Below are 18,207 nucleotides of genomic sequence, written 5' to 3'. Positions count from 1 at the left end.
TCGCCCGGCGCGGCCGGGCGCTGCGGCGCTTCCTGCGCACCGGCGGTCGCGCCGGATGGCCCCGCACCCTCGTGGTCCTGGCCGCGGGCGCCGCCCTGTGCCTGGCCTTCCCGCCGTTCGACCTCACCCCGCTCGGCCCCGTCGCCGTCGCCGCGTTCACCCTCGCGCTGCGCGGCCAGGCGGCCCGCACCGGCGCCTGGCTCGGTTTCCTCGGCGGCGCCGCGTTCTTCCTGCCGACCCTGGACGGCCTGATCCCGGTCGGCCCCGACGCCTGGGCCGCGCTCAGCCTGGTCCAGGCCCTGTACTTCATCCCCATGGGCGCCGCCATCGCGCTGGTCACCCGGCTGCCGGGCTGGCCGGTGTGGACGGCGGCGCTGTGGGTCGCCCAGGAGGCGCTGCGGGGCCGCGAGCCGTTCGGCGGGTTCCCGTGGGCGCGGCTGGCCTTCAGCCAGACCGCCACGCCCCTGACCCCCTACGCCTCGGTCGGCGGAGCGCCGCTGGTCACCTTCCTGACCGCCCTGCTCGGAGGCCTGCTCGCCGCCGCGGCCGTCGCCGCGTGGCGGCTCCGCCCGTCCCGCCCGCAACCCGAGAGCGACACCGACGCCGCCGGCACGGCCGCCAAGCCCGGCAGGGGGCGCGCGGCCGTCTCCGCCGCCCTGGCCCTGGTGGTGGCCGGCGCGGTCACCGGCGCGGTCACCGGCGCGGGCCTGCTCATCCCGACCCCCACCGACGGCCCGCGCGTCACCGTCGCCGTCATCCAGGGCAACGTGCCCCGCCTCGGCCTGGACTTCCTCGGCCAGCGCAAGGCCGTCCTGAACAACCACGTCAACGCCACCCACCGGCTGGCCGCCGAGATCCGCGCCGGCAAGGTCGCCCGGCCGCAGCTGGTGGTCTGGCCGGAGAACTCCAGCGACCTGGACCCCTACACCGAGCCCGACGCCTACCGGGCCATCGACGGCGCCGTGAAGGACGTCGGCGTCCCGGTCCTGGTCGGCGCCCTCACCGACACCCCCGACCGCAAGAAGGTCGAGAACCGCGGGATCGTCTGGGACCCGGTGACCGGCCCCGGCGACTACTACGTCAAGCGGCACCCCGTCCCGTTCGGCGAGTACCTGCCGTACCGGGACGTCCTCACCAAGATCATCAAGCGGTTCGAGCTGATCCCCCGGGACTTCGCCAAGGGCACCCGGTCCGGGGTCATGCGGCTCGGGCCGGTCGACATCGGCGACGTGATCTGCTTCGAGGTCGCCTACGACCGGGAGGTCCGCGACGTCGCCCGCGGCCGGATCCTCGTCGTCCAGACCAACAACGCCACCTACGGCCGCACCAGTCTGCCGCCCCAGCAGATCGCCATGTCGAGGCTGCGCGCGGTCGAACATGGCCGTACGATCTTGGTTGCCGCGACGAGCGGGATCAGCGCGATCGTCGCCCCGGACGGCCGGATGATCGACCGGTCCCGCGAGTTCGTGCCCGACATCCAGGTCGCGAGCGTCCCCGAGCGCACCGAGCGCACCCTGGCGGACCGGCTCGGCGAGTGGCCGGAATGGGTGCTGGTCGCGGTGGGTATCGGAGCGCTGTGCGCCGCGGCATGGACGACGGCCAGGAAGAACGAGGAGAATTGACGCCGATGGAGATCCCAGCCGACCTCGGCAGGGTGCTCGTGATCATCCCGACCTACAACGAGCGGGAGAACATCGAGCGCATCACCGGCCGGGTGCGCAAGGTCGTGCCGTCGGTGGACGTGCTGGTCGTGGACGACGCGAGCCCGGACGGCACCGGCGAGGTCGCCGACGCCCTCGCCGCCGCGGACGACCAGGTGAAGGTCCTGCACCGCACCGGCAAGGAGGGCCTCGGCCCCGCCTACATCGCCGGGTTCCGGTGGGCCGCCGAGCAGGGCTACGACGTCATGGTCGAGATGGACGCCGACGGCTCCCACCAGCCGGAGGAGCTGCCCCGGCTGCTGGCCGCGCTGGAGGACGCCGACCTGGTCATCGGCGCCCGCTGGGTGCCCGGCGGCAAGGTGGAGAACTGGCCGAAGCGCCGCGAGGCGCTGTCGCGCGGCGCCAACACCTACGCCCGGCTGATGCTGCGCATCCCGCTGCACGACGCCACCGGCGGCTACCGCGCCTTCCGCGCCGCGACGCTGGACAAGATCGGCCTGGACGGGGTCGACTCGCGCGGCTACTGCTTCCAGATCGACCTCGCGCTGCGCGCCCTGCACAAGGGGCTGCGCGTCGTGGAGGTGCCGATCACCTTCGTCGAGCGGGTACACGGCACCAGCAAGATGAGCCGGGACGTGATGATGGAGGCGGCGCTGCGCATCACCCAGTGGGGGATGGCCGAGCGCACGGGCAAGGGCGACCGGTCCGGCTGATCCGCCGCGCGCGCCACCGGGAGCCCCGGCGGCGCCGGGGGGAAACGTTCGGGGGCGTCCTGGCGTTGACACCGGTACAGGCTTACCGCAACCCGAAAATGGAGCCATGCTGCCGCTCGCACTGGTCCTGGCGTTCCTGCTGATACCGGTCGTGGAGATCGTCCTGCTCGTCCAGGTCGGCGAGGTGATCGGCCTGTGGCCGACGCTGGCGCTGCTGGCGGCCGAGACCCTGCTGGGCGGCTGGATCGTCCGCCGGGAGGGCCGCCGGGCCTGGCGCGTCCTGCAGGACACCTTGCGGCGCGGTGCCGCGCCCGACCGGGAGCTCGGTGACGCCGCCCTGGTCATGGCCGGCGGCGTGCTGCTGCTGGTCCCCGGCCTCATCACCGACGTCCTCGGCCTGCTGTTCGTGCTGCCGTTCACCCGGCCGCTCGTGCGCCGCGTCGCGTCCCGCTACACCGCCCGGCGGGTGCGCCTGGCCGGGGACCGCGCGTCGATGACCTACCCGCCCGGCCCCGGCGGACCGGGCGGGCCCGGGTTCGGGCCGTTCGGCCGTTTCGGCCCGTTCGATCCGGGTGCGGACGGCCGCGACCCGGACACCCCGCGCGGCCCGGTCGTGCGCGGCGAGGTCGTCGAGGAGGACGACCACCCGTCCCGCACCTGAGACGACCCCGCCGTGCCTGGCACGCCTCGCACGGGGAGCGCATACGAAGAGGCCCGCACCTTCCGGTGCGGGCCTCTTCGCCGTCGTCAGACGGTCATGCCGATCTCCTGCGCCCCGCCCGCAGGATCTCCAGCCGCTCGGCGAGGACCTCCTCCAGGTCCTCCACGGTTCTGCGCTCCATGAGCATGTCCCAGTGGGTGCGCGGCGGCTTCCCCTTCTTGGCTTGGGGCAGCTCCCCGTCGACCCGCAGGGCCGTGGCGCCGCAGCTGCGGCATTCCCAGGTCATCGGCACCTCGGCCTCGGCTGCGAGCGTCACGGTGAACCGGTGGCCCTTCGTACAGGTGTAGTCCACCTCTTGCCGAGGGGCCAGATCGGTGTTGCGATCGTTCTCGTAGCTCGTCGCTCCGAGTCGGGTGCCGCGAAGTGCGCGCTCGGCCATCGTCACGTGCCTCCCAGACGGCTTGCGGTCTTGTCCTGACCAACGCTGGACACCATCACAAGATTCCCGGATCATGCGGCGTCCAACCCTGCTCTTTGCGGCCGTACCGGGCCGCCCGCGCCGATCGTCCGGCGGCTCGCGTCCGGGCGCCGGCCGCGTCAGGACCCGACGCGGTCGGTGCTGTCGATGACGTGGTCGACGAACCCGTACTCGCGGGCCTGCTCGGCGGTGAACCAGCGGTCCCGGTCCCCGTCGGCCTCGATCCGCTCCAGCGGCTGGCCGGTGTGGAAGGCGGTGCGCTCGGCGAGCGTCCGCTTCAGGTACAGCGACTGCTCGGCCTGGATCCTGATGTCGGACGCGGTGCCGCCGATCCCGCCGTGCGGCTGGTGCATCATCACCCGCGCGTGCCGCAGCGCGTACCGCTTGCCCGCCGTGCCCGCGCACAGCAGCGTCTGCCCCATCGAGGCCGCCAGGCCCAGCGCGACCGTCGACACGTCGTTCGGGACGAACTGCATCATGTCGTAGACCGCCATCCCGGCGTCGACGACCCCGCCGGGGGAGTTGATGTAGATGGTGATGTCGCGCCGCGCGTCCTGCGCGGCGAGCAGCAGCAGCTGCGCGTTGACCCGGTTGGCGACCTGGTCGTCGATCTCCGTGCCGAGGAACACGATCCGCTGCGCCAGCAGCCGCTCGTACAGCTGCGCCTCCGCGAGCGGCGGCGCCTGGGCCACCTTCGCCGTCGTCCGCGGCGCGAACGTCTCCGCCCGCTCTCCGTGACGGTGGTGCTCCGGTCGTTCGAACACGCGCCCTCCTCTGTTATGTACAGAACGTACACTCTGTACAGCTCGGGAAGCTACCGAAGCGCGCCGGGAGGGGCCAGGGGAGTTCGCTATACGATGAACAGCGTGGAAAAGCCGGTGACGGAGGCACGCAAGGAGTTCGCCGACCTGGTGAACCGGGTCGCCTACACGGGGGAGCGCGTGGCGCTGACCCGCCGTGGGAAGGTGATGGCCGCCCTCGTGTCCGCGGAGGACCTGGAGCTGCTGGAGAGCCTGCGCGCCGGGCGCCTTGACCTCACCCAGACCGGGCCCGCCGCGTCCCAGCAGCCCGACCGGCCGCAGCACGCGCCGCTGCGGATCGCCGCGGAGTACCGCCCCGGCGGGCCGCCGCGCCCCCCGGGATTCGGCCGCTGAAGCGCCGCCCGCCGCGGGGCCGGGCTCAGGACGCCGGGGTGGGGCGCGGCCACAGGTCGCGGGACGCCATCACGTGGCGCAGGGCGACCAGGTCGTCGGTCATGATGCCGTCGATGCCGATGTCGAGGAGCCGGTTCATCGCGGCGGGGTCGTTGACCGTCCAGGCGTGCACCTTCAGGCCGAGCCGGTGCGCCTCCTCGATGAACGCCTCGGTGACGAACGGGACGGGCCCGAGACCGTAGGGGACCTGGGCGCAGGCCACGCCGGTCGAGGCGAGGCGGACGAGCTTGGCGGTCGGGCCGCCGTAGGACCGGGCGCGCAGCGCCATCAGCCCGCGCGGCCCCAGCGCCATGCACACGTCCTCGGCGTCGAACAGCGGCAGGCGCGCCCGCATCTGCGCGAGCCGACGGGTGGAGAACGAGGTGATGCACACCCGGTCCCACGCGCCGGTGCGGTGCAGCACCTCGGCGAGCGGCCCGATGACCGGGGCGTCCTTGAGGTCGATGTTGACCCGCGCGTCCGGCCACGCCGTCAGGACGTCCTCGAGGCGGGGGATGGGCTCGGTGCCCCGGATGCGGGCCTTGGCGACCTCGGCGTAGGGGAGCCGCGCGATCGCTCCCGTCCGGTCGGTCACCCGGTCGAGGGTGCGGTCGTGGAAGGCGACGACGACGCCGTCCGCGGTGGCGTGGGCGTCGGTCTCCAGGTAGCGGTAGCCGAGGTCGATCGCGCGCTGGAAGGCGGCCATCGAGTTCTCCGGCCGGCCGCTCGCGCCGCCGCGGTGGGCGAACGGGATCGGGCCCGGATGGTCGAGGAAGGCGTACGAGCGGGGCACCCGTCCGATTATGGCCGACGCCCGCGCCCAGCCTGACCTTACTATGTAAAGGCGCCGGGCTCATGCCGTCACTGCTAACGTCGCCTCCCCAGACGATCAGCAAGAGGAGTAGCCCCATGGCCGACGTGAACGAGTACCGGGCGACGTTCGAGCTGGTGGACGTGGACGGCGACGGGTACATCTCCACGGCCGAGCTGAAGAACCTGATGTCCAAGCTCGGGCAGGGCATCACCGAGACGCGGGCCGTGGAGGTCGTCGTCGCGGCCGACGCCAACCACGACGGCAAGATCTCGCTCGAGGAGTTCGCGGCGCTGATGCAGCAGACCGCGTAACCCGGCGCGATCGGGCAGGCCCGGCCGCACGCCTTCGGACGCGGCCGGGCCTTTCGTCGTGCGCGGGATGCGTCAGCCGCTGGGCGGGACGGCGGGTGGCGCGGCGGGCGGGGCGGCGGCGAGGGTGGCGTCCCAGCCGTTCTCGAGGAGGTCGAAGGCGCGCTCGACGGCCTCGCGGGGGTCGGCGCTGCCCCGGGCGAGGGCGGAGGTCTCGAGCGCGAAGTGGGCGAGGGCGGCGCACGCGGGGTCGTCCTCGGGGCGGCCGGCGTCCTCGGCGATGGCGCGGGCGAGCGCGGTCTCGTGGCGCATCCACATGCGGTGCGCGTAGTCGCGCAGGGCCTGGTGGCCGTCGACGAGGCGGGTGAAGTCGGCGGTGGCGCGGCCGGGTTCGACGAACTTGCGGCGCAGGATGTGCTCGCGCAGCGCGGCCGCCGCCGAGGTGCCGGCGGGCCGGTCGCGGACGGCGGCGACGAGGGCGGCCTCGACGTCGGCGTCCGGGTCGAACACCAGCGCCTCCTTGCTGGGGAAGTGCTTGAACAGCGTGGTGGTGGAGACGTCGGCGGCCTCGGCGACGTCCTTGATGCCGACGTTGTCGTAGCCGTGCTCGAGGAACAGCCGCAGGGCGGCGTCGGCGAGCGCCTTGCGGGTGGCGGCCTTCTTGCGTTCCCGGCGGCCCATTGTCTCCGTCATGCGGCCATCCTAGCCGCTCGGTTGCCTCGATTGAAAAGTTGACTCGTTGCACTTTTGTATCGAGTGTGCTTTTGTGGAGGGGCCGGGCCCGGCGGCGACGCCCCGATGAGCCCGGCGCCCCCTCCGTTCCCGCACGAGTGAGGTGATCAGCCATGTCCGCACCCGATCCGTCCCCGTCCCCGCCCGCGCCCCGCGCCGTCCGGTGGGCCCTGCTGGGCGTGATGCTCGCGATGCTGCTGTCGATGCTCGACAACATGGTGGTCGGCACCGCCATGCCGACGATCGTCCGCGACCTCGGCGGCCTGGAGCACATCTCCTGGGTCGTCACCGCGTACACGCTGGCCACCGCCGCGTCCACGCCCGTCTGGGGCAAGTTCGGCGACCTGTTCGGCCGCAAGAACGTCTACCTGCTGTCGGTCGCGGTGTTCGTGGCCGGGTCGGCGCTGTCGGGCGCCGCGCAGTCGATGCTCCAGCTCATCCTGTTCCGCGCCGTCCAGGGGATCGGCGCGGGCGGCATCGGCGCCCTGGCGTTCGCGCTCATCGGGTCGCTGGTGCCGCCCCGCGAGCGGGGCCGCTACCAGGGGATGATCGCGTCGGTGATGGCCGTCGGCACGATCGGCGGGCCGCTGGTCGGCGGGTTCATCACCGGCCACGCCGGCTGGCGCTGGGCGTTCTACGTCAACCTGCCGCTCGGCGCGCTCGCGCTCGTGTGGTGCTGGTTCATGCTGCGGCTGCCGGCGTCGCGCGGCAAGGCCCGCATCGACTGGGCCGGCATCACGCTGATGACGGCGGTGATCTCGGCGCTGGTCCTGGCGACGACCTGGGCGGGCAGCACGCACCCGTGGGGATCGTGGCAGGTCCTGGGCCTGTTCGGGGTGGCCGTGGCGGGCGCCGCGGCGTTCGTGGCGGTCGAGCGCCGGGTCGCCGAGCCGGTGCTGCCCCTGCGGATCTTCACCGGGCACCGCAACTTCCCGCTGATGTCGGTGCTGATGCTCGTGTCGGGCGTGACGATGTTCGGGTGCTCGCTGTACCTGCCGCTGTTCCAGCAGACCGTCCAGGGCGCGTCGGCCTCGGGCTCCGGGCTGCTGCTCCTGCCGATGATGGCGCCGGTGGTGCTGGTCTCGCAGATCGGCGGGCGGGTGATGTCGGCGACCGGCCGGTACAAGCTCTTCCCGGTGCTCGGCACGGCGTCCATGACCGCGGGGCTGCTCCTGCTGTCGACGATGGACGCCTCGACGTCCCGCATCGCGACCGGCTGCTACATGGTGCTGGTGGGCGTGGGGATGGGCTTCCTGACGCAGATGGTCACCACGATCGCGCAGAACAGCGTCGAGATGCGCGACATGGGCGCGGCGTCGGCGGCGATCACCCTGTTCCGGACGATCGGCGGGTCGGTGGGGGTGGCCGTGTTCGGGTCGCTGTTCAACCGGGCCGTCCACGGCGGTCTGCCGGCGGACGGCTCCGGTGCGGTGCCTGCGGCGGGGCTGCCGCGGGGCGCCCGCGAGGCCTACCTGCACTCGTTCGTCACCGGGACGCACCAGATCTTCCTGGCCGGGGCGGTGGTGTGCGCGGTCTCGCTGGCGGCGGCGCTGCTGGTGAAGGAGGTCCCGCTGCGCGGCAAGGCCGAGCCTCCGTCCGGCCCGGGGAAGCCGGGCTCCGACCCCGAGGTGGGCGCGGCTCCCGCGCCGACGTCGGCGAGTTGAACGGAGCGGGTCCCCGGCCGCTCGGGCGGCCGGGGACCGTGCCGTGCGGGCGGTTCAGCGGAGGCGGCGCAGTTTGAGGGCGTTGTCGGTGCGAGTGATGGTGCTCCCGTCCGGGGCGGTCTGGACGCGCTCGTGCTCGCCGCTGTGCAGCACCTCCCACTTGTCCTGCGGGAGGCGCAGGGATTCCAGCACCTCGTCGGGGGTGGGCAGGTGCATGTCGTGGTGGTGGCCGTGCCCGTCGGCGTGGTCGTGGTCCTGCTGCTCCCAGGGCGGCGGCCCGGCGTGGCCGACGATCAGCAGGGTGCCGCCGGGCGCGACGGCCGCGGCGGCGGCCCGCAGGATCTCCTCGCGGGGCATCTCCCGGGGCGAGTGCAGGAAGTGCGCGGACACCAGGTCGAACTCGCCCTTGGGGAAGGACACGGCGAGGTCGTGGTGCTGCCAGTCGACGCGGTCGGCGACCCCGGCGTCGGCGGCGTGCCGGGCGCCGCGTTCGAGGGCGACGCGGGAGATGTCGACCGCGGTGACGCGCCAGCCGCGGCGGGCCAGCCAGACGGCGTCGGCGCCCTCGCCGGCGCCGAGGTCGAGGGCGGTGCCGGGCGGCAGGTCGGCGGTCTCGCGGACCAGGACGGTGTTGGGGTCGCCGCTCCAGATCCGCTCGCTCTCGGAGTAGCGGTCGTCCCAGAACTGCTCGGCGGTGGTGCCGTCGTCGCTCATCATGCGTCCTCGGGGAGGTGTGGTGGCCTGTTCCGGTGCCATGCTCGTTCCCCGGACCGGATTCGGCGAACTCTTTTGCCGTTTCCGCAAAAGCCGCGGGGCCAGCAGCACGGGTGCGGCGAGGACGGCCGGGGCCGCGGCGACCGCGAAGCACGCGGGCAGCGGCAGCGCGTCCAGGCAGGCGCCGATGGCCCCCGTCCCGGCGGACGAGCCGAGGTTCACGGCGGTGTTGACCCAGGCGCTCGCGCGGACGCGGTCCCGGGGGGCGGCGTCGGCGTCCGCCATCAGGTAGGACGTGGTCAGCGACGGCCCGACGAACGCGCCGGCGGTGAACATCGCGGCGGCGAGGGCGGCGACGCTCGGGGCGAGGCCCGCGGCCGCGACCGCGGTCCCCAGCGCGCCGGCGAGGACGGCCAGCCGCACGCGCATGGAGGGCCGCCAGGCGACGGCGCCGTATCCGAGGCCGCCGAGGGCGCTGCCGGCCGACATCGCCGCCATCACCCAGGCGCCGCCGGTGGCGTGGTGGTGGTGCCGGGCGGACGCGACGGCCAGCAGTTCCATGCAGCCGAGGGCGGCGCCGGTCGCGGCCGCCGCGGTGACGGGCGCGAACTGCAGCGCCCGGCCGCCCCGGAGCGGGCGGTGCCCGAGCGGGCGGGGGCGGACGGCGGGGGAGGTGACCAGCCCCAGCGTCCCGGCGGCGACGAGGACGGCGCTGGCGGCGACGCCGAGGGCCGGCGCCGCCACCGCGGTCGCGAGGCCGGCCAGGAGCGGGCCGGTGATGAACAGCAGTTCCTCGGCGACGGCGTCGAGGCTGTAGGCGCGCTGCTGGAGCGCTTCGCCGGCGGCGAGGTCGTTCCACAGCGCCCGCATCACCGGGCCGAGCGGGGGAGCGGTCGCGCCCGCCGCCGCGATGAGGACCACGAGCAGCGCGATGGGCGCGCCGGGACGCCAGGTGGCGGCGGCGAGGCCGAGGAGCGCCAGCGCGTAGGCGCCCGACATCGGCGGCAGGGCGGCGCGGGGCCCGTGCCGGTCGATGAGGCGGGCGCGCAGCGGCGACAGCACCGAGATGGTCAGGCCCAGCGCCGCCATCAGCGCGCCCGCGGTGGTGTAGGAGCCGGTGGAGGCGGTCAGCGCGAAGGTGAGGGAGAGGAAGACCGTGCCGTAGGACAGGCGGCCGAGCAGCGCCGCGCCGAAGGTGCGGGCGGCGTGCGGGGCGCGCAGGACGGCCGCATAGGAGGGTGCCATGAGCGTGTTCCTCGAAACGGGTCCGCGGGGGCGCGGAGAGGACGTGCGTGGACGCCGGAATGCGCGAGCCGCCCTGGGACGGGCGGTCAGCGCGGCGCTCTACGCACGGAGGAACAGCATGGCGTGATCATAACCCGGTGGTGCGGGTCAGGACGACCATTCGCGGCGGCGGGCTTCGGCGAGGGCGATGGCGGTGGCGACGGCGACGTTGAGGGAGCCGACCCGTCCGATCTGGGGGATGTAGGCGACGGCGTCGGCGGCGGCCAGCAGGGCGGGGGAGCAGCCGTGGTCCTCGCCGCCGACGGCCAGGCAGACGTCGCCGTCCAGGGGCGCCTCGTGCAGCGGGACGGCGTCGCCGGTCAGTTCGATCGCGACGATGCGCAGGCCCTCCGCGCGGATCGCGGCGGCCGCCTTGGCGGGGGTGCCGGCGTGCTCCCAGGGGACGAGGCGTTCGGTGCCGAGGGCGGTCTTGGCGACGTTGCGCTGGTCGGGGGGCGTGGCGTTGCCGGCGAGCCAGAGCCGTTCGACGCCGAACACGGCGGCGCTGCGGATGATCGAGCCCATGTTGAACGGCTGGGTGACCGACTCGACCAGGAGGCCGAGGCGGCCTTCGGTGCGGCGCCGCCAGTCGCGGTTGAGGCGCTTGACGTCGGTGGGGCGCAGCTGCCTGCGGCCGGGCGCGGAGTCGGTGCTGCTCATCGGGTGTGGCCTTCCGTGCGGGACGCGACGCGCAGGACGCGGTAGGCGGAGCGCGAGGCGATCCGCTCGGTGGGGAAGCCCTGGTCGTTCAGCCAGCGCTGGAGGGAGTCGGAGCCGAGGTGCTTCTGCACGACCAGGTGGGCGAGGCCGCCGGGGGACAGGCGGGGCAGCCAGGCCAGCAGGAGGTGGTGCAGGGCGGCCTTGCCGATGCGGATCGGTGGGTTGGACCAGATCGCGGCGAAGCGCAGGCCGGGGTCGAGCTCGTCCGCCAACCTGAACCTTACATTGTCAAGGCCGGCGGCGGTGGCATTCGAATCAGCGAGCTCCAACGCTCGCTGATTCACGTCCACGCCCCATACGCTCGCCTGCGGCGAGCGACTTGCCAGGGTGAGCGCGATCGGTCCGTATCCGCAGCCGAGGTCGAGCAGGTCGCCGTCCTGCGGTGGCGCGGGGACGGTCTCCAGCAGGACGCGGGTGCCGGCGTCGACGCGGTCGGGGGAGAACACGCCGCTGTCGGTCTCCAGCCGCAGGTGCAGGTCCGGCAGGACCAGGTCCACGGTGCGGCGGCGGCTCGCGGCGCCGGGCCGCTCGGCGAAGTAGTGTTCCCCCACGTCGGCCGACCGTATCAGCGTTCGGGACGTCCCCGTGCCGCCGCGGCCCGGGCGCCGCCGCGGCTCGCGGTCAGGGCAGGCGGGAGAACCAGACGAGGGACGCCCCGCCGGCCGCCAGCGCGAACAGCAGCGCGATGCCGGTGTAGCGGGCGGCGACGTCGCGGTGCTCGGTCTTGAACCCCAGGGAGCTGCCGATGTTGGCGTACACGTCGCGGAGCTGGCCGGCGTCGGCGGCCTCGTAGGCCTTGCCCTGTGTGCTGGTGGAGAGGGTCTTCAGCGCCTCCTTGTTGACCGAGACGCTGGTGGTCTCGCCCTCGATGTCGACGGTGCCGTACGGCGTGCCGAACGCGATCGTCGACACCGGGACGTGCGCGGCGCGGCTGGCGTCGATGGCCTCCTGCACGGACCGGCCGGTGGTGTTGTCCCCGTCGGACAGCAGCACGATGTGCGCGGGCGGCGGGTCGTGCGCGGCCTGGGTGTCGAAGGTGCGGATGGCCTGCAGCGAGGTGAACACCGCCTCGCCGATCGCGGTGCGCTTGGCGAGGCTGAGCTGGTCGAGGGAGGCGATCGCGGTGTCGCGGTCGGCGGACGGCGCGGCGATCAGGTTGGCGTTGCCGGCGAAGGAGACGACGCCGACGTTGAAGCGGGACGGCAGCTCACGGATGAACTTCTTGGCGGCGGTCTTGGCGGCCTCCATCCGGTTCGGCGGGACATCCTGGGCCATCATCGACAACGACACGTCGACGGCGACCATGATGGTGGCGCGGTCGCGGGGCACCTTGACGGAGCTGGCGGGGCGGGCGAACCCGATCATCATCAGCACGATCATGATGAGGAACAGTGCGGCGGCGACGTGCCGGCGCCAGCCCGGCCGTTTCGGGGCGACCTGGGAGAGCAGCGCGAGGTTGGTGAAGCGGACCGCGTAGTTGCGGCGGCGCATCTGCAGCACGACGTACAGGCCGGCGAGGATCGGCGCGAGGGCCAGCAGCCAGAGGCGGTCGGGCGACAGGAAGGTCATGGGCGCACTCCCGCGGTGGAGACGGCGCGGCCGGCGGCGCGGCGCTGGCGGACGGCGAAGCGGGCGACGTCGGCGATCCAGTCGCGGTCGGTGCGCAGGACGAGGTGGTGGGCGCCGCAGCGGCGCAGGGCGGCGCGGGTGCCGGCGCGCTGGGCGGCCGCGGCCCGGGCGTAGCGCTCGCGGGTGCGGCGGCTGAGGACGATCTCCTGGACGGCGCCGGTCTCGGGGTCGGTCATCTCGACGAGGCCGACGTCGGGGAGGTCGAGTTCGCGGGGGTCGATGACCTCGACGGCGAGGACCTGGTGGCGGGCGGCGAGGCGGCGCAGGGGGCTCTCCCACGCGGGTTGCGCGTCCGGGCCGGTGAGGGGGTCGGCGCCGGGGGGCGGGAGGAAGTCGGAGATGACGACGCGCAGGCCGCGGCGGGTCTGGCCGCGGGCGAGGGAGGTGATGGCGGCGGCGAGGTCGCCGTGGGGCGCGCCGGAGGTGGCGGTGGTGCCGGACATGGCGGCGGGCGGGCCGGTGCCGGGGTCGGTGGGGGCGTCGAGGACGGCGTGCAGGAGGGCGTAGAGGGCGGCCTTGCCGGTGCGGGCGGGCCAGCGGCGCAGGCCGCCGGGGTGCTGGAGGTAGGCGCCGACGCGGTCGCCGAGGCGGACGGTGAGGAAGCCGACGGCGGCGAGGGCGGCGACGGCGAGCTCGCGTTTGACCATGCCGGCGGTGCCGAAGTCCATGCTGGGGGTGAGGTCAACGAGGGCCCAGGCCTCGAGTTCGTGGTCGGCGACGAGGTCGCGGACGTGGGGGGTGGTGGTGCGGGCTGTGACGGCCCAGTCCATGTGGCGGACGTCGTCCTCGCCGGGCTGGTAGAGGCGGGCTTCGGCGAGTTCGGTGCCGGGGCCGGGGAGCAGGCCGAGGTGCTCGCCGTTGAGCAGGCCGTCCAGGCGGCGGGTGACCTGGAGTTCCAGGCGGCGCAGGGTGCGTTCGGGTGCGAGCTGGGCGAGCTTGTCGTCGCGGCGGGGGGCGGTCATGCGGTGGTCACCGCCGCGGCGCCGTGGTTCCAGACCACGCGGGGCGGGGGGACGGCGGCGAGGATCTGGTCGACGACCTCGGCGGGGTCGGTGCCGTCGGCGAGGGCGTCGAAGGACAGGACGAGGCGGTGGGAGATGACGTCGCGGGCGACGGCCTGGACGTCGTCGGGCAGGACGTAGTCGCGTCCGGACAGCAGGGCGAGGGCGCGGGAGGTGGCGACGAGGCCGAGGGTGGCGCGGGGGCTGGCGCCGATCTCGATGACGGGGCGCAGGTCGGGCAGGCGGTACTGCTCGGGTTCGCGGGTGGCCATGACGAGGCGGACGATGTAGTCGGCGACGAGGTCGTGGACGGAGACCTCTTCGGTGGCGCGCTGGAGTTCGGCGAGCCGGTCGGCGTCGAGGACGGGGGTGGCCTCGGGCGGGTCGACGCTCATGCGCTGGAGGATGTGGAGTTCTTCGTGGGCGGAGGGGTGGCGGACGTCGATCTTCATGAGGAAGCGGTCGCGCTGGGCTTCGGGGAGGGGGTAGACGCCTTCGGACTCGATGGGGTTCTGGGTGGCGAGGACGATGAAGGGGCGGGGGAGGGGGTAGGTGTTGCCGCCGAGGGAGACCTGGCGTTCGGCCATGACCTCCAGGAGGGCGGACTGGACCTTGGCGGGGGCGCGGTTGATCTCGTCGGCGAGGACGAAGTTGACGAAGACGGGGCCGAGTTCGACGTCGAACTGCTCGGTGGAGGGGTGGTAGATGCGGGTGCCGACGATGTCGGAGGGGACGAGGTCGGGGGTGAACTGGAGGCGGGCGAAGGTGCCGCCGACGACTTTGGCGAGGGTGCCGACGGCGAGGGTCTTGGCGACGCCGGGGACGCCTTCGATGAGGCAGTGGCCGCGGGCGAGGAGGGCGACGACCATGCGTTCGACCATGTGGTCCTGGCCGACGATGACCTTCTTGACCTCGGCGAGGGTGTTCTGCAGCAGCGCGGCGGCCTCGTCGACGTCGTTGGCGGCGATGGTCATGTGGGTGTCCCTCACTGTGCGGCGGGTGTGAGCGGGCGCGTTCCGACCCTACGCGATCACCTGTACCCGTTCGTGCGCGATCCGTGCCTGTGGTCTGGGGGCGGGTGGAGCGGGGCCGGGGCGGGGGTGGCTGGGGGGTGGTCGTGGTGGGGACCGGGGGCGGGTGCGGTTGTTAGGGTTGCGGCCATGTCGAGGCCGTTGCCCCCGGGCGATCCCGCTCAGCTGGGGCCGTTCCGTTTGTCGGCGCGTTTGTCGGAGTCCGCTGCCGGGATCGTGTTCCTGGGGGTGGACGGTGAGGGGCGGCGCGCGAGTGTGGCGGTGCTGAACCGGGGTGCGGCGGAGGACGCGGCGGCGCGGGACCGGTTCCGGGCGGCGATCAATGCGGCGGTGCCGGGTGCGGGTGGTGCGGTGCGCGGCGGTGATGGTGGTGGTGCGCCGGTGGTGGCGGCGCAGCCGGACGGGCCGGCGCCGTGGGTGGCGACGGTTTATGAGGCGGGCGGGCGGGGTGCGGAGCGGTTCTTGGAGCCGGTGGTGCTGGGTGGTTCGGGGCGGCGGTGGGGGCGGCGGCGTGGTCCGCAGTTCCAGCCGCATTGGCTGGGGTCGTCGGAGGCGGCGCTGGCGCGTCCGCGGGCGGAGCCGGTGGTGGGGCCGGTGGCGGCTCCTGAGCGTCCGCCGGAGCGGAGTCTGGTGGCGGCGGTGCTGGCGTTGGCGGCGGCGTTGGTGGTGCTGGTGGTGTTGATGGCGGTGCTGTTCTCGTGTCAGCCGCGGCCGAAGGATCCGCCGCCGGAGCCTCCGGAGCCGACGCCGTCGGTGTCGTCGTCGGTTCCGCCGCCGTCGGTGCCGCAGCCGCAGCCGGGGAATCCGTCGCCGCCGCCGTCGGGGGTGCCGACTCCTTCGCCGTCGGGGACGGGGTCGGGTGGTGGCGGTGATGGCGGGCCGCTGTGACCGCGCCGCTGAGGGGGTGCGGCCCCTTTTTCATGATCGCTTTGTGGGGCGGGTGGTCTTAGCCTGGGGCGATGACCGCTTCTGAGGTGAGCGCTGTGGACGCTCTGGCCGATCGGTACGTGGACGCTTTCGCGGCTTTGGATCCGTGCCGTGCGGCGATGATGGGGATCGCGGGGCAGGAGTCCCGGTTGACCGATTTCGGGCCGGACGGGTGGGCGGCGCGGGCGGAGTTGACGCGGTCGACGCTGGCGGAGCTGGATCGGGTCACCGCGTCCGGTGCGGCGTCCGGCGGGGTGCCCGGTGCTGCGGGGCGGGTGGCGGCGGCGGTGCTGCGCGAGCGTCTGGAGTGCGAGCGGGAGCTGGACGAGGCGGGGGTGCGGGCGTGGGAGCTGGACACCATCGACGGTCCGGTGCAGCGGCTGCGGACGGCGGTGGATCTGCTGGACCAGGGCGCGGCGACGGACTGGGATGCGATGGTGGCGCGGGTGGGCGGGCTGGCGGGGGCGCTGGCGGGGCTGCGGGTGTCGCTGGAGGAGGCGCTGCGCGGGGGCCGGGTGGCGGCGCGGCGGCAGGTGCTGCGGAACGTGCGGGAGTGCCGGGAGATGCCGGGTTTCCTGGCCGGGTTCGCGGGCCGGTACGGGGACGGGCCGTTGCGGGGGCGGTTGGAGTCGGCGGTGGGGGCGGCGTCGCGGGCGCTGGAGGATTTCGCGGGGTTCCTGGCGGGTGAGGTGGTGCCGCGGGCGCCGGAGCGGGACGCGCTGGGCGCCGACCGGTACCGGCTGGGGGTGCGGGATTACCTGGGGACGGACCTGGATCTGGCGGAGACGTACGCGTGGGGCTGGCGGGAGCTGGCGCGGATCGAGGCGGAGATGGCGGAGGCGGCGGCGCGGATCGCTCCGGGGGAGCCGGTGGCGGCGGTGATGGCGGCGCTGGACGCCGATCCGGCGTACCGGATCCGGGGTGCGGAGGCGTTCCGGGCGTGGATCCAGGAGCTGGCCGACGGGGCGATCGCGGATCTGGACGGGACGCATTTCGACATTCCGGAGCCGTTGCGGCGGGTGGAGTGCCGGATCCCGGCGGTGGAGTCGGGGGTGTACTACCTGGCGCCGGCGGAGGACCTGTCGCGTCCGGGGACGGTGTGGTGGACGGTGGCCGATCCGGATCAGGAGATCGTGACGTGGACGGTGCCGGCGACGATGTTCCACGAGGGGGTGCCGGGGCATCATCTGCAGCTGGGTGTGACGACGTTGAACACCGCGACGCTGAACCGGTTCCAGCGGCTGTCGGGTGAGCTGTGCCCGGGGCATGCGGAGGGGTGGGGGCTGTACGCGGAGCGGTTGATGGACGAGCTGGGGTATTACCGGGATCCGGCGTACCGGCTGGGGATGCTGGCGGGCGGGCAGCGGTTCCGGGCGGCGCGGGTGATCTTGGACATCGGGCTGCATCTGGAGCTGGAGATCCCGGCGGGGGCGGGGTTCCATGAGGGGGAGCGGTGGACGCCGGAGCTGGGGTGGGAGTTCCTGCGGGCGCATGCGGGGCCGGAGACCGACGCCTATATCTCGTTCGAGATCGACCGGTACCTGGGGCGTCCGGGGCAGGCGATCGCGTACAAGGTGGGGGAGCGGGTGTGGCTGGAGGGGCGTGAGGACGCGCGGCGGCGTGCGGGTGCGGCGTTCGATCTGAAGGGGTTCCACCGGCGGGCGCTGGATCTGGGGCCGATGGGGCTCGATCTGCTGCGGTCGGAGCTGGCCCGTCTCTGAGCCGGAGCGGGAGCGGGCTAGACGGGGGCGGAGGGGCCGACGGCGGGGTCGACGCCGGTTTCGCGGAGCCAGCGGCCCTGCGTGCCGTTGGCGGGGGCGGGTGTGCCGGGGGCGGGTTCCTCGTCGGGCAGGTCGGTGGAGGAGCCGATGTGGGAGGCGCTCTCGTCGCCCGGTTCGAGGATCTGCTTGCTGTAGTGGGGCGGCCAGTGCAGCAGCATCCTGCGGCCGCAGGTCGGGCAGGCCCATTCCTCGGTTCCGGACGCTTCGGCCCGGATCATCCGCATCTGGTGCGTCGCCCTCAAGACGGGTCCTCCTCAACCGTTGGCGAGGTTCGGCGAAAATCCGGCTCGTTATGGTGATTGCCCACGTCAAGGCGGTTAAACGACCTGGGCAAGCGACGGCGACGGCTCGCCCGGCGGCGCGGCCGGGACGGTCAAGGCCGGTCAAGCCTCCGGTGAGCCCGGGGAAGGGGGCGGGGGTGTCGCGGTGAGGGCGGCGCGGACGGCGGCGCCGATGCGGTCGACGGCCTCGGCGGGGCGGCGCGCGAACGCGCCCCAGCCGAGGAAGCCGTGGTCCAGGCCGGTGCCGGTGAGGAGGGTGACGGGGACGCCGGCGGCGCGGAGGCGGGTGGCGTGCTGTTCGGCCTGGGGGCGGAGCCGGTCGTGCTCGGCGGTCGCGATGATCGCGGGGGGCAGTCCGCGCGGGTCGGGGTCCAGCAGCGGTGACACCTCCGGGCGGGCGGGGTCGGCGCCGTCGAGGTAGAGGCGCAGCGCGCGGCGCACCCCGGACGGGGGCCAGGGCAGGCCGTCGGGGTCGGGCGGGGCGGGCGGGACGTCGCGCCCGTCGGCGAGGTCCGTGCAGTCGATGAGCGTGCGGTCGGACGCGGTGCGCTTGGCGGGCGCCTTGGCGCGCCAGCGGACGTCCCGGTCGGGGTGGTCGGGGTCGGTGAGGATCAC

The 18,207-nt window shown here is 74.0% G+C and carries 20 protein-coding genes; 8 read left to right on the top strand and 12 right to left on the bottom strand.

Translation table 11 applies throughout. From position 1 onward, the window contains the following. From lnt to F9B16_RS39015, 3 genes are all read left to right on the top strand, one after another. Window positions 1-1,622: apolipoprotein N-acyltransferase (gene lnt, locus F9B16_RS39025; RefSeq protein WP_404800554.1), on the top strand; the 1,622-nt coding region annotated here is incomplete at its 5' end. A 5-nt stretch (window positions 1,623-1,627) separates the two neighbouring features. Further along, window positions 1,628-2,374, top strand: a complete 747-nt coding sequence (locus F9B16_RS39020) for a polyprenol monophosphomannose synthase (RefSeq protein ID WP_151545262.1) — start codon at window positions 1,628-1,630, stop codon at window positions 2,372-2,374. Between the two features lie 106 nt (window positions 2,375-2,480). Beyond that, entirely contained in the window at window positions 2,481-3,035 is a 555-nt protein-coding gene (locus tag F9B16_RS39015; protein ID WP_225992335.1) for an FxsA family protein, read from the top strand. A 94-nt stretch (window positions 3,036-3,129) separates the two neighbouring features. Here F9B16_RS39015 and F9B16_RS39010 read toward each other — a convergent pair whose 3' ends face one another. Together F9B16_RS39010 and F9B16_RS39005 are read right to left on the bottom strand one after the other, a co-directional pair. Further along, entirely contained in the window at window positions 3,130-3,474 is a 345-nt protein-coding gene (locus F9B16_RS39010) for an RNA polymerase-binding protein RbpA (protein WP_067472838.1), read from the bottom strand. A 158-nt stretch (window positions 3,475-3,632) separates the two neighbouring features. Then, window positions 3,633-4,205: a ClpP family protease gene (locus F9B16_RS39005; RefSeq protein WP_192809208.1), complete on the bottom strand. Its 573-nt coding sequence runs from the start codon at window positions 4,203-4,205 to the stop codon at window positions 3,633-3,635. A 165-nt stretch (window positions 4,206-4,370) separates the two neighbouring features. Between F9B16_RS39005 and F9B16_RS39000 the strand changes: the two genes are divergently transcribed. Further along, complete coding sequence (locus F9B16_RS39000; protein WP_151545260.1) at window positions 4,371-4,667, top strand: type II toxin-antitoxin system Phd/YefM family antitoxin; 297 nt, start codon at window positions 4,371-4,373, stop codon at window positions 4,665-4,667. Window positions 4,668-4,692: 25 nt separating this feature from the next. Here the strand turns inward: F9B16_RS39000 and F9B16_RS38995 are convergent, their stop codons facing one another. Continuing rightward, entirely contained in the window at window positions 4,693-5,499 is an 807-nt protein-coding gene (locus F9B16_RS38995; protein ID WP_151545259.1) for a glycerophosphodiester phosphodiesterase, read from the bottom strand. Window positions 5,500-5,615: 116 nt separating this feature from the next. Between F9B16_RS38995 and F9B16_RS38990 the strand changes: the two genes are divergently transcribed. Next, entirely contained in the window at window positions 5,616-5,831 is a 216-nt protein-coding gene (locus tag F9B16_RS38990; RefSeq protein WP_151545258.1) for an EF-hand domain-containing protein, read from the top strand. 72 nt (window positions 5,832-5,903) lie between these two features. Here F9B16_RS38990 and F9B16_RS38985 read toward each other — a convergent pair whose 3' ends face one another. Then, window positions 5,904-6,521, bottom strand: coding sequence for a TetR/AcrR family transcriptional regulator (locus tag F9B16_RS38985; protein ID WP_225992334.1), 618 nt, complete (start codon window positions 6,519-6,521; stop codon window positions 5,904-5,906). 152 nt (window positions 6,522-6,673) lie between these two features. Here F9B16_RS38985 and F9B16_RS38980 point away from each other — a divergent pair, with 152 nt between their 5' ends. Further along, entirely contained in the window at window positions 6,674-8,224 is a 1,551-nt protein-coding gene (locus F9B16_RS38980) for an MDR family MFS transporter (RefSeq protein ID WP_151545257.1), read from the top strand. A 54-nt stretch (window positions 8,225-8,278) separates the two neighbouring features. On the opposite strand, the gene F9B16_RS53100 is transcribed toward F9B16_RS38980, so the two are convergent. The 6 genes from F9B16_RS53100 to F9B16_RS38945 form a co-directional block, all read right to left on the bottom strand. Further along, a complete protein-coding gene (locus F9B16_RS53100; protein ID WP_225992333.1) occupies window positions 8,279-10,183 on the bottom strand; it encodes an MFS transporter in 1,905 nt (634 codons plus the stop codon). 147 nt (window positions 10,184-10,330) lie between these two features. Beyond that, a complete protein-coding gene (locus F9B16_RS38965; protein ID WP_151545256.1) occupies window positions 10,331-10,882 on the bottom strand; it encodes a TrmH family RNA methyltransferase in 552 nt (183 codons plus the stop codon). Next, a complete protein-coding gene (locus F9B16_RS38960; RefSeq protein WP_151545255.1) occupies window positions 10,879-11,493 on the bottom strand; it encodes a class I SAM-dependent methyltransferase in 615 nt (204 codons plus the stop codon). Before F9B16_RS38960 ends, F9B16_RS38965 begins: the two co-directional genes overlap by 4 nt. Before the next feature lie 70 nt (window positions 11,494-11,563). After that, window positions 11,564-12,511: a VWA domain-containing protein gene (locus tag F9B16_RS38955; protein ID WP_151545254.1), complete on the bottom strand. Its 948-nt coding sequence runs from the start codon at window positions 12,509-12,511 to the stop codon at window positions 11,564-11,566. Next, window positions 12,508-13,533, bottom strand: coding sequence for a DUF58 domain-containing protein (locus F9B16_RS38950; RefSeq protein ID WP_151545253.1), 1,026 nt, complete (start codon window positions 13,531-13,533; stop codon window positions 12,508-12,510). Before F9B16_RS38950 ends, F9B16_RS38955 begins: the two co-directional genes overlap by 4 nt. Further along, window positions 13,530-14,546: an AAA family ATPase gene (locus F9B16_RS38945; RefSeq protein ID WP_151545252.1), complete on the bottom strand. Its 1,017-nt coding sequence runs from the start codon at window positions 14,544-14,546 to the stop codon at window positions 13,530-13,532. The genes F9B16_RS38950 and F9B16_RS38945 overlap by 4 nt, the downstream gene beginning before the upstream one ends. A gap of 186 nt (window positions 14,547-14,732) precedes the next feature. On the opposite strand from F9B16_RS38945, the gene F9B16_RS51595 reads away from it, so the two are divergent. Together F9B16_RS51595 and F9B16_RS38940 are read left to right on the top strand one after the other, a co-directional pair. Beyond that, entirely contained in the window at window positions 14,733-15,491 is a 759-nt protein-coding gene (locus F9B16_RS51595; protein WP_192809207.1) for a hypothetical protein, read from the top strand. Between the two features lie 71 nt (window positions 15,492-15,562). Beyond that, on the top strand, window positions 15,563-17,251 hold the full coding sequence (locus tag F9B16_RS38940; RefSeq protein ID WP_192809206.1) for a DUF885 domain-containing protein: 1,689 nt from the start codon (window positions 15,563-15,565) through the stop codon (window positions 17,249-17,251). 17 nt (window positions 17,252-17,268) lie between these two features. Here the strand turns inward: F9B16_RS38940 and F9B16_RS38935 are convergent, their stop codons facing one another. Both F9B16_RS38935 and F9B16_RS38930 read right to left on the bottom strand, forming a co-directional pair. Beyond that, window positions 17,269-17,553: a hypothetical protein gene (locus F9B16_RS38935; RefSeq protein WP_151545251.1), complete on the bottom strand. Its 285-nt coding sequence runs from the start codon at window positions 17,551-17,553 to the stop codon at window positions 17,269-17,271. A gap of 141 nt (window positions 17,554-17,694) precedes the next feature. Beyond that, window positions 17,695-18,207, bottom strand: a 513-nt coding sequence (locus F9B16_RS38930) for an alpha/beta hydrolase fold domain-containing protein (RefSeq protein WP_151545250.1), incomplete at its 5' end; no start/stop codon positions are given.

The organism is Actinomadura montaniterrae (assembly GCF_008923365.1).
GTDB lineage: Bacteria > Actinomycetota > Actinomycetes > Streptosporangiales > Streptosporangiaceae > Spirillospora > Spirillospora montaniterrae.
This window is presented reverse-complemented; position numbering and strand designations above follow the sequence as displayed.

What these genes read in the sequence shown, in the direction of transcription:
- F9B16_RS38990 (WP_151545258.1), top strand. Translation starts at nt 5,616, where the DNA reads ATGGCCGACGTGAACGAGTACCGGGCGACGTTCGAGCTGGTGGACGTG.
- F9B16_RS39020 (WP_151545262.1), top strand. Translation starts at nt 1,628, where the DNA reads ATGGAGATCCCAGCCGACCTCGGCAGGGTGCTCGTGATCATCCCGACC.
- F9B16_RS38945 (WP_151545252.1), bottom strand. Translation starts at nt 14,546, where the DNA reads ATGACCATCGCCGCCAACGACGTCGACGAGGCCGCCGCGCTGCTGCAG.
- F9B16_RS38950 (WP_151545253.1), bottom strand. Translation starts at nt 13,533, where the DNA reads ATGACCGCCCCCCGCCGCGACGACAAGCTCGCCCAGCTCGCACCCGAA.
- F9B16_RS38985 (WP_225992334.1), bottom strand. Translation starts at nt 6,521, where the DNA reads ATGACGGAGACAATGGGCCGCCGGGAACGCAAGAAGGCCGCCACCCGC.
- F9B16_RS38955 (WP_151545254.1), bottom strand. Translation starts at nt 12,511, where the DNA reads ATGACCTTCCTGTCGCCCGACCGCCTCTGGCTGCTGGCCCTCGCGCCG.
- F9B16_RS39015 (WP_225992335.1), top strand. Translation starts at nt 2,481, where the DNA reads ATGCTGCCGCTCGCACTGGTCCTGGCGTTCCTGCTGATACCGGTCGTG.
- F9B16_RS53100 (WP_225992333.1), bottom strand. Translation starts at nt 10,183, where the DNA reads ATGGCACCCTCCTATGCGGCCGTCCTGCGCGCCCCGCACGCCGCCCGC.
- F9B16_RS38940 (WP_192809206.1), top strand. Translation starts at nt 15,563, where the DNA reads ATGACCGCTTCTGAGGTGAGCGCTGTGGACGCTCTGGCCGATCGGTAC.
- F9B16_RS39000 (WP_151545260.1), top strand. Translation starts at nt 4,371, where the DNA reads ATGAACAGCGTGGAAAAGCCGGTGACGGAGGCACGCAAGGAGTTCGCC.
- F9B16_RS38965 (WP_151545256.1), bottom strand. Translation starts at nt 10,882, where the DNA reads ATGAGCAGCACCGACTCCGCGCCCGGCCGCAGGCAGCTGCGCCCCACC.
- F9B16_RS38980 (WP_151545257.1), top strand. Translation starts at nt 6,674, where the DNA reads ATGTCCGCACCCGATCCGTCCCCGTCCCCGCCCGCGCCCCGCGCCGTC.
- F9B16_RS51595 (WP_192809207.1), top strand. Translation starts at nt 14,733, where the DNA reads ATGTCGAGGCCGTTGCCCCCGGGCGATCCCGCTCAGCTGGGGCCGTTC.
- F9B16_RS39010 (WP_067472838.1), bottom strand. Translation starts at nt 3,474, where the DNA reads ATGGCCGAGCGCGCACTTCGCGGCACCCGACTCGGAGCGACGAGCTAC.